12 protein-coding genes are annotated in these 15,739 nt (G+C 62.6%); 7 read left to right on the top strand and 5 right to left on the bottom strand.

Annotated features, from left to right (window positions below; genetic code table 11):
* Window positions 1-71: 71 nt before the first annotated feature.
* The 3 genes from M2360_RS11620 to M2360_RS11610 are packed head-to-tail and all read left to right on the top strand — an operon-like array spanning window position 72 to window position 2,568.
* Window positions 72-542 (top strand): hypothetical protein, encoded by a 471-nt coding sequence (locus M2360_RS11620; protein WP_280775297.1) that lies wholly within the window; start codon window positions 72-74, stop codon window positions 540-542.
* A gap of 2 nt (window positions 543-544) precedes the next feature.
* Window positions 545-1,228, top strand: a complete 684-nt coding sequence (locus tag M2360_RS11615) for an ATP-binding cassette domain-containing protein (RefSeq protein ID WP_280775296.1) — start codon at window positions 545-547, stop codon at window positions 1,226-1,228.
* Entirely contained in the window at window positions 1,225-2,568 is a 1,344-nt protein-coding gene (locus tag M2360_RS11610; RefSeq protein WP_280775295.1) for an ABC transporter permease, read from the top strand. Before M2360_RS11615 ends, M2360_RS11610 begins: the two co-directional genes overlap by 4 nt.
* Before the next feature lie 79 nt (window positions 2,569-2,647).
* Here the strand turns inward: M2360_RS11610 and carB are convergent, their stop codons facing one another.
* Window positions 2,648-6,136, bottom strand: a complete 3,489-nt coding sequence (carB, locus tag M2360_RS11605; RefSeq protein ID WP_280775294.1) for a carbamoyl-phosphate synthase large subunit — start codon at window positions 6,134-6,136, stop codon at window positions 2,648-2,650.
* A 355-nt stretch (window positions 6,137-6,491) separates the two neighbouring features.
* Between carB and M2360_RS11600 the strand changes: the two genes are divergently transcribed.
* The gene (locus M2360_RS11600; protein WP_280775293.1) at window positions 6,492-7,160 is read left to right on the top strand and encodes a glutathione S-transferase; all 669 of its coding nucleotides are present in this window, start codon (window positions 6,492-6,494) and stop codon (window positions 7,158-7,160) included.
* A 6-nt stretch (window positions 7,161-7,166) separates the two neighbouring features.
* On the opposite strand, the gene M2360_RS11595 is transcribed toward M2360_RS11600, so the two are convergent.
* Window positions 7,167-8,000 (bottom strand): LytTR family DNA-binding domain-containing protein, encoded by an 834-nt coding sequence (locus M2360_RS11595; protein WP_280775292.1) that lies wholly within the window; start codon window positions 7,998-8,000, stop codon window positions 7,167-7,169.
* Between the two features lie 87 nt (window positions 8,001-8,087).
* Between M2360_RS11595 and M2360_RS11590 the strand changes: the two genes are divergently transcribed.
* From M2360_RS11590 to M2360_RS11580, 3 genes are all read left to right on the top strand, one after another.
* Window positions 8,088-8,636 carry a DUF2306 domain-containing protein gene (locus M2360_RS11590; RefSeq protein WP_280775291.1) on the top strand — a complete coding sequence of 183 codons (549 nt, stop codon included), beginning with the start codon at window positions 8,088-8,090 and terminating at the stop codon, window positions 8,634-8,636.
* A 135-nt stretch (window positions 8,637-8,771) separates the two neighbouring features.
* On the top strand, window positions 8,772-10,085 hold the full coding sequence (locus M2360_RS11585) for a M10 family metallopeptidase C-terminal domain-containing protein (RefSeq protein ID WP_280775290.1): 1,314 nt from the start codon (window positions 8,772-8,774) through the stop codon (window positions 10,083-10,085).
* Window positions 10,086-10,168: 83 nt separating this feature from the next.
* Window positions 10,169-11,077 (top strand): neutral zinc metallopeptidase, encoded by a 909-nt coding sequence (locus M2360_RS11580; protein WP_280775289.1) that lies wholly within the window; start codon window positions 10,169-10,171, stop codon window positions 11,075-11,077.
* A 99-nt stretch (window positions 11,078-11,176) separates the two neighbouring features.
* Here M2360_RS11580 and M2360_RS11575 read toward each other — a convergent pair whose 3' ends face one another.
* The 3 genes from M2360_RS11575 to M2360_RS11565 form a co-directional block, all read right to left on the bottom strand.
* Window positions 11,177-12,163: a heme acquisition protein HasA gene (locus M2360_RS11575; protein WP_280775288.1), complete on the bottom strand. Its 987-nt coding sequence runs from the start codon at window positions 12,161-12,163 to the stop codon at window positions 11,177-11,179.
* Window positions 12,164-12,227: 64 nt separating this feature from the next.
* Window positions 12,228-14,660, bottom strand: a complete 2,433-nt coding sequence (locus tag M2360_RS11570; protein WP_280775287.1) for a cadherin domain-containing protein — start codon at window positions 14,658-14,660, stop codon at window positions 12,228-12,230.
* A gap of 87 nt (window positions 14,661-14,747) precedes the next feature.
* The gene (locus M2360_RS11565) at window positions 14,748-15,629 is read right to left on the bottom strand and encodes a hypothetical protein (protein WP_280775286.1); all 882 of its coding nucleotides are present in this window, start codon (window positions 15,627-15,629) and stop codon (window positions 14,748-14,750) included.
* Window positions 15,630-15,739 lie beyond the last annotated feature (110 nt).

The following is a 15,739-nucleotide window of genomic DNA, read 5'->3' as shown; positions in this document are numbered from 1 at the left end:
CTTGACGTGATCCAGGCTCGGGCGATCCTGTCGCCCGGGCCAATTCATTGATCCATTTTGAGGAGGACGCCATGACGCCAGTTCGTTCGTCTCCATCGTTCAGCCGCCGCGCCGTGATCGGCGGCCTCGCGCTTTTTCCCGCCCTGACTATTGCGCGCGCCGCGCCAGCCGAGACCGCCGAACTGACGTTTGACGAACTCTACGGCAAGATCAGCGTGCTCGGGCTCGAATTTTCCAAGAAGGTCCTGGCGCTCGCCGGCCAGGAGGTGCAGATGGGCGGGTTCATGGCTCCACCGCTGAAGGCGGAGGCGCAGTTCTTCGTCCTCACCGAAATCCCCATGTCGATCTGCCCCTTCTGCTCGACGGATTCGGATTGGCCGGACAATATCGTCGTCATCTATCTCGCCGAGAAGCAGACCTTTGTGCAGGGCGGCTCCAAGATCATGGTCTCCGGCCGGCTGGATGTCGGCACCTGGATTGACCAGGATACGGGTTTCCTCAGCCGTCTGCGCATCCGCGACGCCAATTACTGGACGGTCTGACAATGCTTGCGCTGACAATAGAGAATTTAGCGATGACCTATCCCGGTCTCGCCGCGCCGGTGCTGGCGATCGAGAGATTGCGCCTTGCGCCCGGCGAACGCGTGGCGATTACCGGCCCGTCTGGCTCAGGCAAGAGCACGCTTGTCAATCTCGTCACCGGACTCGAACGGCTGTCGCAGGGGCGGATCATCTGGGGCGAGGTTGATATCGCCCGGCTGTCCGAAAGCGGACGCGACCGCTGGCGGGGCGCCAGTATCGGACTGGTAATGCAGGATTTCCATCTGTTTGCCGGCCTTTCGGCTGTCGACAACGTGCTGTTGCCCGCGCGGCTCGCCCGCGCCGCTGACGCCGCTCTCGTCGTCCGCGCCCGCGATCTGATCGCTCGCGTCGGGCTCGGCCGGCCAGATCAGCCAATCGAAACCATGTCGCGCGGGGAAATGCAGCGGGTCGCCGTTGCTCGCGCTGTTTTGCGCAAGCCCGGCATTCTCGTCGCGGACGAACCGACGGCCAGTCTCGATCCAGACGCCGGCGCGCAGGTGGCAAGCTTGCTGATCGACATCGCCCGCGACGAAGGCGCGACGCTCATCGTGGTGTCGCATGATTCCAGGCTCACCGAGCGGCTCGACCGCCGTATCTCCCTGGAAGCCGGACGCATCGTTTACGACAACGCGGGGGCCGGGGCATGATCCGCTTCATTTTCGCCGATCTTCGCCGCCTGTGGCTAGGCTCTTTCGCCATCGCGCTGATTGTGGCGCTGGCCGTTGCGCTGGGCGTGACGGTGACGCTGCAGGAGCGCGCGCTCCGGCTTGGCAGCGCGCGCGCCGCCGACAAGTTCGATCTGGTGATCGGCGCCGCCGGCAGCGAAAACCAGTTGGTTCTCTCCAGTGTCTTCCTCCAGGCGTCAGCCCTGCCGCTGATGGACGGCGGCGTGTTGCAAAAACTCGCAAAGGATCCGCGAGTGGCCTGGGTTGCGCCCATCGGTTTCGGAGACAGCTATCAGCATTATCCGATCGTCGGGTCGACGCGGGTGCTGGTCGAGAATGTCGCGGGCGGCTTCGCTGAAGGCGGAAATTTCGTCCATGAGGGCGACGCCGTTGTCGGCGCGGCCGTCGATCTGCCGCTGGGTTCGACCGTCAAGCCGACGCATGGCCTCGCGGAAGAAGGCGGACACACGCATACCGAACTCGCTTACACGATCACGGGTCGGCTGAAGCCGACTGGAACCGCCTGGGACCGGGCGATCCTGGTGCCGATCCAGGCGGTCTGGCACATTCACGGCATGGGCGAAGATCACGACCATGAACACGCCGGAGAAGAGCCGGCTCATGACCATGCCGCCGAGGAAGCGGGCCACGAGCACGCCGCCGAGGAAGCGGGCCATGCAGAGGCTGCTCATGCTGAAGGAGAGGCCGCAGCCGATCATCATGACGATGATCATGAACACGCCGCCCATGCCGATGCTTCCGTCGATGAAAGCTGGAGCGAAGAGCCGCCGGGTCTGCCGGCGCTGCTGGTCAAGCCCAAGACGATTGCCGACGCCTATAAGCTCAGGCAGGATTATCGCCAGGGCGCGACACAAGCGGTCTTTCCTGCCGAAGTGCTGACGCGGCTCTATGCGACGCTCGGCGACGCCAAGGCGGTGCTGGTGGCGGTCGCGGCGGGTTCGCAGGCGCTGGTCGCCGCCGCTCTGCTCCTTGTCACCCTGATGCATGTGACGCAGCGCCGCCGGCAGATCGGCGCGCTGCGGGCTTTCGGCGCCCCGCGCGGCGCGCTGTTCGGCATCGTCTGGATCGAACTGTTTGGCCTGATCGCGCTCGGCGTCGCCGCAGGCTTCGGTCTCGGTTATCTCGGGGCGCATGCCATTTCTGCGCGGCTGGAAGGCGAAAGCGGAGTCGCGATGCCGGTTGAGTTCCTGCGCGAGGATTTTTGGCTGGCGGCAATTCTGCTGGCGACGTCGGCCGCGCTCGCGGCTATCCCCGCAGTGCTCGCCTATCGGCAGTCGCCGGCGGCTGCGCTGCGCGGCTGATCACAACGATGGTCAAAAGGAAACGGCGCCGGAGAGATCCGGCGCCGTTTGTCGTTCGGGCTTCGGCGCGCGACCGATATCAGGCGAAATAGGCCTGCAGCGGCTTCACTTCAAGATTGCCGGCCTTCAGCGCGCGGATGGCTTCGGCTGCGGCGAGCGCGCCGGCCATGGTGGTGTAGTAGGGCACCTTCTGCATCAGGGCGGCGCGGCGAAGCGACTTGGAGTCGGAGATCGCCTTGTTGCCGTCTGTGGTGTTGATCACCAGCTGAACCTGACGGTTGCGGATGGCGTCCTCGATATGTGGACGACCCTCAAGCACCTTGTTGATCTTGATCGAGGCGATGCCATGCTCGGCGAGGAAGCTGCGTGTGCCGCCGGTGGCCAGAACCTTGAAGCCGATCTCGTTGAGGATGCGCATGGCGGGCAGAACACGCTCCTTGTCGCTGTCGCGGACGGAGACGAAGACCGTGCCGGAGCGCGGCAGTTCGACACTGGCGCCAAGCTGGCTCTTGGCGAAAGCCAGCGCGAAATCCATGTCGAGGCCGATGACTTCGCCGGTCGAGCGCATTTCCGGACCCAGCAGCGTGTCGACGCCAGGGAAGCGGGCAAACGGGAACACGGCTTCCTTGACTGCGATGTGCTTGAGATTGCGCGGATCCGGCTTGACCGGCATGTAAGCCGAGAACGCCGTGTCCAGCGTCTCGCCGGCCATGACGCGGGCGGCGATCTTGGCGATCGGCGCGCCGATGGTTTTCGCGACGAAGGGCACCGTGCGCGAGGCGCGCGGATTGACTTCGAGGATGTAGATCACGCCATCCTTGATGGCGTACTGGATGTTCATCAGGCCGCCGACATTGAGCGCCTTGGCCAGCGCCTTGGTCTGCACTTCCAGCTCGTCGAGGATTTCCTTGGAGAGCGTGCGCGGCGGCAGCGAGCAGGCGGAGTCGCCCGAATGGATGCCGGCCTCTTCGATATGCTCCATGATGCCGCAGATATAGACATCTTTGCCATCCGACAGGCAGTCGACGTCCACTTCGATGGCGTTGGACAGATAGGAGTCAAACAATAGCGGGTTCTTGCCGAGCAGCGTGTTGATCTGGCCCGTCTTGTCGTTGGGATACCGGGCCTTGATGTCTTCAGGCACGAGTTCCGGCACGGTGTCGAGAAGATAGGTCTGCAGCTGGCTTTCGGAATGCAGGATCTGCATGGCGCGGCCGCCGAGAACGTAGGAGGGGCGCACGACCAGCGGGAAGCCGATTTCGGTGGCGACGAGGCGCGACTGTTCGACCGAATAGGCGATGCCATTCTTCGGCTGGGTCAGATCCAGCTTCATCAACAGCTTCTGGAACCGGTCGCGATCTTCGGCCAGATCGATCATGTCGGGCGCGGTGCCCAGGATCGGAATGCCGGCGCGCTCCAGCGCGTCCGCCAGCTTGAGCGGGGTCTGGCCGCCGAACTGCACGATCACGCCGAGGAGTTCGCCCTTTTCCTGCTCGATCTTGAGGATCTCGATGACGTCTTCGGCCGTCAGAGGCTCGAAATACAGGCGATCTGAGGTGTCGTAGTCGGTCGAGACGGTTTCGGGATTGCAGTTGACCATGATGGCTTCAAAGCCCGCATCCTTCAGCGCGAAGGCGGCGTGGCAGCAGCAATAGTCGAACTCGATGCCCTGGCCGATGCGGTTGGGACCGCCGCCGAGGATGACGACTTTCTTGCGCTCGGAAATCTCGGCTTCCGAACGGGCGGCGCCGACAAACGGCGTCTCATAGGTCGAATACATATAGGCGGTGGGCGAAGCGAATTCGGCCGCGCAGGTGTCGATGCGCTTGTAGACCGGACGCACGTTGAGCGCATTGCGGATTTCCGCGACTTCCTTAGGGCGCTTGCCGGTCAGCGTGGCGAGGCGGGCGTCTGAGAAGCCCATGGCTTTCAGCATGCGCAGGTTCTGCGCGTCCGCAGGCAGGCCATGCTCGCGGATGCGGGCTTCCATATCGACGATGGCTTTCAGCTGGGCGATGAACCACGGATCGATCTTGCAGCTGGCATGCACTTCTTCCTCGCTCATGCCCATGCGCAGCGCCTGGGCGACCTGGCGCAGACGATCCGGCGTGGCGGTGCCGATGGCGGCGCGGATGGCGTTGTGATCATCGCCTTCGCCCAAGCCGGGGATCTCGATCTCGTCGAGGCCGGTCAGGCCGGTTTCGAGACCGCGCAGCGCCTTCTGCAGCGATTCCGCGAAGGTGCGGCCGATCGCCATGACTTCGCCGACCGACTTCATCGCCGTGGTGAGCATCGGCGAGGCGCCCGGGAATTTCTCGAAGGCGAAACGGGGGATCTTGGTGACGACATAGTCGATCGAGGGTTCGAACGAGGCGGGCGTTGCGCCGCCGGTGATGTCGTTGTCGAGTTCGTCGAGCGTATAGCCGATGGCGAGTTTGGCGGCGACCTTGGCGATCGGGAAGCCGGTGGCCTTCGACGCCAGCGCCGAGGAGCGCGACACGCGCGGGTTCATTTCAATGACGACGAGGCGGCCATCGGCCGGATTGACGGCGAACTGCACGTTCGAGCCGCCGGTTTCCACGCCGATCTCGCGCAGCACCGCGATCGAGGCGTTGCGCATCATCTGGTATTCCTTGTCGGTCAGCGTCAGAGCCGGCGCGACGGTGATGGAATCGCCGGTGTGGACGCCCATCGGATCGATGTTTTCGATCGAGCAGATGATAATGCAATTGTCCGCCTTGTCGCGGACGACTTCCATCTCATATTCCTTCCAGCCGAGCACGGATTCTTCGATCAGCACTTCGGTGGTGGGCGAGGCGTCAAGGCCGGAGCCGACGATCTCGAAGAATTCCGAGCGGTTATAGGCGATGCCGCCGCCGGTGCCGCCCATGGTGAAGGACGGGCGGATAATTGCAGGCAGGCCGACATAGTCCATCGCCTGGGCGGCGATGGCCTGGGCATGGCTCATGTAACGCTGCTTGCGGTCGCTCTCGCCGAGGTTCCAGACATTTTCAAGCTCATCAAGCGCCGCATCGAGCGCATCGCCCGACAGCGACGCCTTGAGCTTGGCGCGCTCGGCTTCATGCGCCTTGCGGTCTGCGTCCTTGATGTCGGTGGCGTTGGCGAGCATGGAGCGCGGCGTCTCCAGGCCGATGCGGGCCATGGCTTCGCGGAACAAGGCGCGGTCTTCCGCCATGTCGATGGCTGCAGGCTTGGCGCCGATCATCTCGACATTGTAGCGGTCGAGCACGCCCATGCGCTTGAGCGACAGGGCCGTATTGAGCGCGGTCTGGCCGCCCATGGTCGGCAGAAGCGCGTCCGGACGCTCCTTGGCGATGATCTTGGCGACCACTTCCGGCGTGATCGGCTCGACATAGGTCGCATCGGCCAGGTTCGGGTCGGTCATGATGGTGGCCGGGTTCGAGTTGACCAGGATCACTCGATAGCCTTCTTCTTTCAGCGCCTTGCAGGCTTGCGTTCCCGAATAGTCGAATTCGCAGGCCTGTCCGATGACGATCGGACCGGCGCCGATGATGAGAATGGATTTGATATCCTGGCGCTTTGGCATAGAGCTTTCCATCATTTTAGCCTGCGGCAATCGCCGGCTGCGGTAAATTACCGGCCGGGGCGCAGGAGCTTGGGTCTTTAAAGGCTAGAAGCGGCTTATAGGGAATAGTTCCCGGAAACGGAACCCCATAAATTGGCCGGGAAGACGGAAAGTTGGGGATGCTGTCACGGTGTGCGACGTCATCAGCTTTGAACAGTTCGGATGGAGGCGGGGGCGAAAATAATGCCTGTGGATAGGCCGAATCCCGCCTTGATCGCGTTGGATGATTATTTCGGCTTGCGACATGCGGCATGACCGCTGTTTAGGGTTTGCCGGAGCTCTGGCCCACTTGCCTCCGATGTGAAAGACTATTCAAATGCTCACTGTTCACTATCTCGAAAAATCGCGCGCGCACCGCATTGTCTGGCTGTTGGAAGAACTGGGGCTTGACTACCGGGTGGAAACCTATCGTCGCGGCTCCGATTACCGCGCGCCGGATTCCCTCAAGAAGGTTCATCCGCTCGGCAAGTCGCCGGTGCTCGAAGACAACGGCCTGGTTGTCGCCGAAAGCGGCGCGATCCTCGAATATCTGCTGGAAACATACGGGGAGGGGCGGTTCAAGCCAACGGGTGGGACGCCGGAATGGGTGCGCTATCTCTATTGGCTGCATGCGGCCGAGGGGTCGGCCATGCCGCCGCTGGTCATGCGGCTGGTCTTCGCCTCGATCCCCAAGCGCGTGCCTTTCTTCATCCGCCCGGTGGCGAAGATGATCTCGAAGGGCGCGATCAGCAGCTTCATCGATCCGCAATTGCGCATGCAGATCGACTATTGGAGCCGTGAGTTGGCGCGCGGCGGCTGGTTCGCGGGCGATCACTTCACCGCCGCCGACATCGCCATGAGCTATCCGGTCGAGGCGGCGCTGTCGCGTCTGCCAGAGGCCAAGGCCAAGCCGCAGCTCCTCGCTTTTTCCGAGGCGATCAAGGCGCGTCCTGCCTATCGCCGGGCCGAAGCCAAGGTGGGCGATGCAGCCGGCGTTCCGTCCTGAGAAACGTCAACCGCGATCGCCGAACCGGTCGCGGACTTCAGCCGCATAGGTCCGGCTGACCGGAATTTCCGAGCCATCCGCCAGTTCCAGCACCAGCCGGTTTGGTCCGCGTGACAGGCGGCGGACGATGTCGTCTGCCACCCAATGCGAGCGATGCACCCGCAGTCCGGGCGTCGCGCCCGTCTCCTTGATGGCGTCGGAGAAGCGCAGCAGGATCAGGTCGCGGCCGCGGCTGGTCACCACTTCCGTATAATGATCCTGCACCGACAGCCTGAGCAGCCGCCCCCGCGTCTCCGGCTTCAGCCGCGCCAGGATCGCCGGCGGTTCCTGGGGCTCGGAGTTTACGGCTTCGTTGGGCGGAGGGGCTGTTGGCGATGACTGTTCCGTCGGCTGAATCGGGGCTGACTCGGTCCAGCTCGCGGTGAGATAGATCAGCAGACAAAAGAGAATGCAAAGGGGCAGCGACACCGCCGTTTGCTGGATGAATTCGTCCAGGGTGACGGGATCGCCCATCAATCCTGCCTGCAGAACGACGATCCAGGCGCCGATCGGCGCAGCGGCGAGCGCTGAGCCGATCATCATCCGTGCGAGCTTGTTTTTCAGCAGGCCGGCCAGCGCCCGGTCGGCGACGGCGGAGGCGATGGTGGCGATCGCGAAGGCGGCGCCCTGCAGGAGAAGCCAGAAGGCCAGCCGCTTGACAGCGCCCATCGCCTCCAGCGTGCCGAACGGACCGGTGATCCAGAAGACGAGCACAACGATGCCCACGGTCAGCCAGTAACGCGGCGACAACAGGGTGGCGTGCAGTTCACGAAGCGTGGATTGCGGCTCCCCGTCACTCACGAAGTTTTCTCCACCTTCACGCAGTTCAGCTTCTCGATTTTCCTCTTCTGCCGAAGAACGGAACGAAATTCAATCGAGGTCTTTCCCATGACGCTAGAACCGCTTCTCGCTGCTCCCCTTGCCGTTCAGATCCATGTCGCGACCGTGCTGCCTTCGGCCGTGATCGGCGCCTTCCTTCTTCTGTGGAGACGAAAGGGCACGCTTGCGCATCGTATTCTCGGCCGGATCTGGTTTGCGCTGATGATCGCCACGTCGGTGTCGAGCCTGTTCATTCACGAATTGAATATGTGGCGGGGCTTCAGCCCGATCCACATCCTGTCGCTTCTGACCATCGTCGGATGTTGCTACGCGGTGCGGGCGGCGATGCGCGGCAACATCCGCGCCCATCGGTTGGCGATGACGCAGATCTATGTCGGCGGCATCGTCATCGCCGGCGGCTTCACCTTCGCGCCTTACCGCATCATGAACCGCGCGCTGATCGAGGGCAGCACGCCCGGTCAACTTGTTTCACTGGCGGCGCTGGTGTTCGGACCCTGGCTGCTGTTTCACCTCGCGCAGAAATGGACGGGCAGGCGCGGGACGCTGAGGACGATTAAATCCGAAGGTGTGACGTCAGGCCTGCCGCGCATCCGTTGAACATTCGGAAACTCGGCTGGAGGTTGCTTGGATGCGCCCCTGCCGCATGCTATGTCGGTCAAGATTGTTTGATGTCATGCAAAGCAAGCGGCAGCGCTGCGGTCCTCGAGGGCCGATGTTCAGGAGTGACGGAAGATGGCGGATCCCTACAAAGTCGTCGCCCTATCCGGAAACGCTGTCATTGACGGACTGCTCAACGGCGCGGCGTGGAGCAAGACCAAGCTGACCTATAGTTTCGGGGCCAGCGACATCAATTCGAACGGTGTCCCGGATATGGACGAGGGCGATTGGAAGCCGTTCTACCGGCAGATCCTCGACAATGTCGAAAGCTTCACCAAACTGCGTTTCACCGAAGTCGCATCGTCCGGCAACATCAATTTCCTGCTGTTTGAGGGCGGCGGCGGCGAGTCTGGCGTGCCGGGGCCCGGCGCCACCTCGGTTACCTCCAGCGTCGGCATCAACAGCGATGTCGCGGGGGCTGCCGACGCGGTGAAACTCGGCACGTTTTCCCTCACCTGGATCCATGAGTTCGGGCATGCGCTCGGCTTCAAGCATCCTCATGATACGGAAACGGGCCCCGCCATGCCCGGCGTCGACGATCCCGCCAGCCATGGAACCGGTGAGATCAACTCGCAGATCTCCACCGTCATGGGCTACACCACACCCTATCTCGGCGAAGACAATCCATTCACGGTCGCGGTGGATGTCGGCGCGGAATTGAACGCGCAGCCGGGGTCCTTCGGCGCGATCGATATCGCCGCTCTTCAATATATGTATGGGAAGACCGCGCATAACGCCGCCGACACCGTCTACCGCTTCAGCGATGACGTGGATTTCAACAATGGCTATACGACGATCTGGGATACGGGCGGCGTCGATGAAATCCGTTATGTCGGATCAAGCCGCGCGAAAATCGATCTCCGGGCGGCGACGCTGAAGGCGGAAATCGGCGGCGGCGGCTGGGTGTCCACCTCCGAAACGCTCACCGGCGGCTACACCATCGCCAATGGCGTCTCGATTGAAAAGGCGACCGGCGGGTCCAAGGCCGATATTCTCATCGGCAATGGTCTGGCCAACACGCTGAGCGGGCTTGGCGGCGGCGATACGCTGCAGGGCGGACGCGGCCAGGACAGGCTTTCCGGCGGAAGCGGGGCGGATATTTTTGTTTTCAAGGCCTCGGGGTCGTCGGCCAAGATGGCCGCCGCCGACATAATCACCGATTTCGGAACGCGGGACGTATTGGACTTCACCGCGTTCGGTTCAGACATCGATCGCGATCTGACATTCGTCGGAGACAAGGGCTTCAGTGGCGATTCCGGCGAAATCCGTCTTCGGCGTCAAGCTGACGTGGTTTTCGTCGAGGCGGATCTCGATGGCGACAAACTCGCCGATTTTCGGGTCCGGCTGGCCAACGGCCACGATCCCGTCGCGGCGAATTTCGATCTTTGACGGAGACCGTTCGCCGTCGGGGAACCGATTGAACAGCGGCGCATTCCATGCGAGGGTTCAGCAAGGTCTGCAAGGGGTTACGCATGGAATGGAAAGGTCGCCGTCAGTCTGACAATATCGAGGATCATCGCGGCCAGAATTCCGGCGGTCCGGGCGGCGATCCGTTCGGCGGCCGTCGCGGGATCAATCTGCCCATCGGTCGAGGCGGCTCGATCGGTTCGGTGGTGTTTTTCGTCATCGTCATCGTCATTCTGCATTTCATGGGCGTCGATGTCGGCCAATTGCTCGGCGGCGGCTCCAGCCAGACCTCCAGTTCCAGCTATAGCGACAGCCAGAGCGCGCAACCGGGCGCCAATGACGAGATGAAGGCCTTTGTCGGCACGGTGCTCGCCGAGACCGAGGACGCCTGGAACGGCATTTTCGCCGCCGCTGGCCGGCAATATACCGAGCCGCGCCTCGTGCTCTATTCAGGCTCGTTCCCATCGGCTTGCGGCGCGGCCAGTTCCGCCACCGGACCATTCTATTGCCCGCCGGACCAGAAGGTCTATCTCGACACCGATTTCTTCCGGGAAATGTCGGACCGGTTCGGCGCGTCGGGCGATTTCGCCCAGGCCTATGTCATCGCCCATGAAGTCGGCCATCACGTGCAGAATCTGATTGGCGTGCTGCCAAAATTCAACCGCGCCCGCCAGTCGATGAGCGAGACGGAAGCCAACGCCATGTCGGTCCGGGTCGAATTGCAGGCGGATTGCTTCGCCGGCATCTGGGCCAGATTCACCGATCAGCGCGGGCTGCTCGAAGCCGGAGACATCGACGAGGCGCTCAACGCCGCTCATCAGATCGGCGACGACGCGCTGCAGAGACAGGCGCAGGGTTATGTCGTGCCCGACAGTTTCACCCATGGCACGTCGGCGCAGCGCGCCAAATGGTTCCGACGCGGTTTCGACAGCGGCAAGATGAGCGCCTGCGACACGTTTTCGGGCGGCGTCTGAAGCCGTGGCGGGAGAAAAGTGACGACCGCCGCGAGACGTCTGGCAGGGGGCAAGAGGCGGTCGTCATGTCCGGAAGAGAGCGCCCGGACAAAGTGTGGATCACAGATCGAAATATGAGGCCTTGAGCGTCAGGGAATCGTCGAAATGCAGGGCGAAATCGGCAGTCTTGTCGCCATTCGTGTCGGCATAGACATCCGTGCCCGTCGAGGATTTCACAGTGCGCAATTCGCCGGCGTCGCCGGAAAACGCCGCTGTGCCGATGAAATCGAAGCTCTGGTTCTTGGCGCTGGTGGAATTTGCGTCGATGGCCGAAAGATTGATCCGATCGCCTGATGAAGCCGAGAAGTCGGTGATCGTGTCGAATGACGCGCCGCGCGAGTCGCTCAGCGCCTTGAACACGAAGCTGTCGGCGCCTGCGCCGCCGGTCAGGTTGTCCGCGCCGCCGCCGCCTGTGAGGCTATCCTTGCCGGCGCCGCCTGTCAGCTGATCGGCGCCCACGCCGCCGATCAGCGTGTCGTTGCCGCCGCCGCCGATCAGCGTGTCCTTGCCGCCCAAGCCGGACAGCGTATCGGCCTTGCCGCCGCCCTGATAGCTGTCGGACCCGGCGCCGCCGGTAAAGTTGACGGATTGGGTCTTGAGATAAGCGAGAAAGTCGGAAGCGTCGCCGGTCATCAGGCCGTAGAGAATCTCATGCACGGCGTCGCCGTCAGCGGCGTCGAGGCCGAGATTCTTGAAGGTGAGATCGGTGGTCCCGAGGCTCATCTTGGTGGAAGTCGTGCCATAGCCGGCGGTCACGCCCTCGAGTTCGGCGCCGAAGGCGACCGTGTCCAGCCGTCCGGTCACGTTATGCGTGGTGAGACTGTAGCTGAGATTGCCGGTGGCCTTCATCGCCGCGCCGCCGGTAAAGGCCGTGTCTTCCTTGGTTTCGGCCAGGCCATATTCCGAGGCGCTGTTCATATTGTTGTAGAAATAGCCGAAATTCATGTTCTGCAGATCGAACATCGCCGGCAGCGTGGAAAAATAGCCGCTCGATCCGACATTCACATTGACGCCGGCGGATGAGCCGACCGTGATGGCAATCGCCATGATCTCGTCTCCTGATCAGGATTGTTGGGCGGCGGGCGCGGCCCGCCGCCGGGTCGTGTTGGGATCAAAGGTCGAAATAGGCCGCCTTCATGGTCATGGCGTCATCCAAGTGCAGGATGAAGTCGGCCTTGCCGTCGCCATTGCGGTCGGCTTCGATGATCGTGTCGCCCTTGACCTTTTCGAAGCGCAACTCGCCGGCGTGGTTCGAGAAGTCCTCATTGCCGATGAAGGAGAAGGCCTGGTTGCCGTTCTTCTTGCTGTTGGCGTCGATGGCCGAGAGGTCGATCGTGTCAGCGGCGGCGAAGTCGTAGATCGTGTCATAGGTCTTGCCGGCGGAGTCCGAGACGGCGGAGAAGATGAACATATCCGCGCCCTTGCCGCCGGTGAGCTTGTCGGCGCCCGCGCCGCCGGTCAGTTGGTCGACGCCATCGCCGCCCTGCAGCGTGTCGTTGCCGGCGCCGCCTGCGAGCGTGTCATTGCCCGCCGCGCCCTGCAGGAGATCGCCGCCCGCGCCGCCGTTCAGTTTGTCGACGCCCGTCTGGCCGTAGAGCTTGTCGTCGCCGGCGCCGCCGGTCAGCGCGTCATTGCCGGCGCCGCCCTTGAACGTGTCATTGCCGCCATTGCCCTTCACCGTGTCGCCGAAGATCGTGCCGGTATAGGTGTCGGCGCCCGAGGAGCCGAGGAAGGTCTGGGCGTAGGAGGCGAGCAGCGCCTTGACATAGGCGAATTCCGCCGGCGTCGCCTCGTCGGGGCCGTGCATGAAGGCGGAGGCGACGAGATTGACCTCGCCGGAGAGGCGATTGTCCGGCGTCGTGCCGCTTTCGAGGTCGAGGCCGCTGATCGACACTTCAGCGTCGGTCACGCCGTCGGTGTAGGACCCTTCGCCGAAGACGAGATCGGTAATCGTGCCGGCCACGACATGCACATCCTCGCCGGTTACAGGGTCGTTCCAGATATAGGCCAGCTCTCCCTCCATGGAGAGCGCCGAGACGCCATTGCTGTAATAGAAGGCCGACGAGGCATTTTCGAGGCTCCCGCCGGTGCCGGAGGGAGAGAAGTTCGGGATCGCGTAACCCAGATCAGCCCAGTAATCGTCGAGATAGGTGTTCCAGTTGACACCGCCATTTTCGCTGGCAGTGAGCGTATTGGCGTCGATGGTGATGTTGCCGCGCGCGGTGTCGCCCGTCTCTGCAGCGTCGAGCACCTGCACTTCGAAGGTCTTTTCCTGGGTCTCGCCTTCGGCGTTCGCGACTTCGATGGTGACGGAATAGCTGTCCTGCTTTTCGTAATCGAGCGCCGTGTTGGTGACGAGATAATAGCGGGTCTCGCCATCGACCACGCGGGTCTTGAGCGAGAAGGCGCCATCGGCGTCATCAGTGAGTTCGGCGCTGACCGGGACGAAGGAGGCGTCGAACTTCATCACATAGCCGAGTTCCTGGCCTTTCTCCGCCGCTTCGGTGACGGAGAGATAGTTATAGCCGGTCGGCGAGGAGCTGAGCTTGAAATATTCGTCTTCAGCGGTGATTGTGATGGTCTCGGTGGTCGCTGCGCCGTTGGAATCCGTTGCCGTCACCACCAGATCGTAGGTTTCACCGGGGAGTTCCACATCCAACGTCGACTTGAGCACGACGCTGACCGTTCCGTCGTCATTTTCGACCAGGCTGAATTTGTCATCATTGTCGCCCTGGCCGCTTTCCAGCGACCAGGTGATCGCATCGCCCTCGGCGTCGGTGGCCGAAAGCGTGCCAACCACGAAGCCGACGCGGGCGGATTCCTTCATCGTGGCGTTGGAAATGGCGATGTCGGTGGGGGCGGTGTTCTGGGCGACGTCGATCGTGAAGGTCTGCTCAACATTGTTTTCGCCGTCCGACACGTTGACGACAATGTCATAGGATGTAGCGTCGGAGTCTTCCAGGCTGCCATTGAGCGCCACGGAGGTCACGCCATTGGTCGTCACCAGCTTGAACAGACCATTGGCGTCGTCTTCAAGCGTATAGGTCAGCGCATCGCCTTCGGCATCGGTGGCGGAAAGGGCGCCGATGATCGTGTCGATTGCGGCGGTTTCATCCACGGAGGAGGCGGAGAGGGCAATATCCTCGGGCGCTTCGTTGACGGTGATATCAAAGCTCGCATCCTCAACAATCTCGAATGTGGTATCGGCGACCGTGAGGGTTAAATTGAGCGCGTCGAGAGACGACAGGTCGAAGTCTTCTTCAACGATGAGCTGGATCGTTACCGAAGTTTCGCCATTTAGCGCAAGATAACCGGCGTTGACGACTTCTTCGTAGGTGTAGGTCTGTCCATTGTAGACATAGCTGAAGCTGTTGCCGACGGCAGCGCCTGTGGCGCCAGAATTCCCGGCGATGATGAGCGCGCCGAGAGCGAAGTCCGCTGTCACCGTCAACGAAAGGACCGTGCCTGCGGCGAGCGTTTCTCCCCAGATCATGTCGTCGTCTGTGCTAATGCTGAAATTGGCGCCTTCGGCGATGATGGCCATCGGAAACTCCCATGCGTCTGTAGACGTCTTGAATGCAATTGAAAAAAGTGAGGCGCGGGAAATCCCGCGCCTCTGTTCGTAGCCAACTCACGCGAAGTCGAAATTGCTCGCGGATAGTGTGCCGGAAACCGTTGCCGCCACGGCGAGGTCGGCCGCAGCGTCGCCATCGGTGTCGGCGTAGAACTTGCCGCTGCTGTACCACAGGCTGTCGGCGGCGGCGGTGGAGCCGCTATAGCCGCCGCTCAGGCCGAGCGCGCTGACATCCAGAACGTCCCTGTTGCCCAGGGTGGACGCGCTGAAGTCGCTGATCGTGTCAAACGCGCTCACGGTGCTGTCGGAGACTGCGGCGAAGACGAAGGTGTCATTGCCTGCGCCGCCGGTCAGCGCATCCGCGCCGCCGCCGCCGGCCAGGGTGTCGGCGCCGGCAAGGCCGTTCAGCGTGTCGGCCTGGCTGCCGCCCTGATAGGCGTCGGCGCCCGCGCCGCCGTTGAAGGTGACGGCGTTGTTGGAGAGCCATGTCTCCAGCGCTGCCTCTTCGCCGTTCATCAGGCCGTAGAGCACGGTGGTCGCGTCCGCGCCGCTCATGTTGAGATTGGTGAACGTTACGTCACTGGAGACGAGCGAGACGTCGGAGGACGAATAGCCGGTGCCGGCGGCGGTGATGCCGCTGAGGCCGGTGCCGAAGGCCAGCGAATCGACGGTGCCGGTGAAGGCGCCGCGGCTATAGTTGAAGTTGCCGTTGACGATCCAGGCGGAGCCGTCGTCATAGACGCCGTCGCCGTCATTGTCGGCGGTGGCGATCGAATATTCGGTTGCGCCGATGTAAGCGCCCGTGGACGACGGAGCCACGTTGAAATAGCCGAACTGGCCGGTGGCCGAATTGAAGCCGTCGCCGACCGTGTCGAGATAGTTGCTAGCGCCGTAGTTGAAGTTGACGCCCGACGTGTTGTTCACTGTCGCAGTGACCATAGTCATATCTCCTTGGTGTTTTTAAATTGCTCGGCTTTCGCTTCCGTGCGGAGCCGACAGCGGAATTGTCTCGGCTCGCATTGATCCGGCCCGACGCCGTGGTCCGTAAA

The sequence above is a fragment of the Rhizobium sp. SG_E_25_P2 genome (genome assembly GCF_029892285.1).
Classification (GTDB): Bacteria; Pseudomonadota; Alphaproteobacteria; order Rhizobiales; family Rhizobiaceae; genus Rhizobium_E.
The sequence above is the reverse complement of the archived record's forward strand: the minus strand, read 5'-3'. Positions and strand labels throughout refer to the sequence as shown.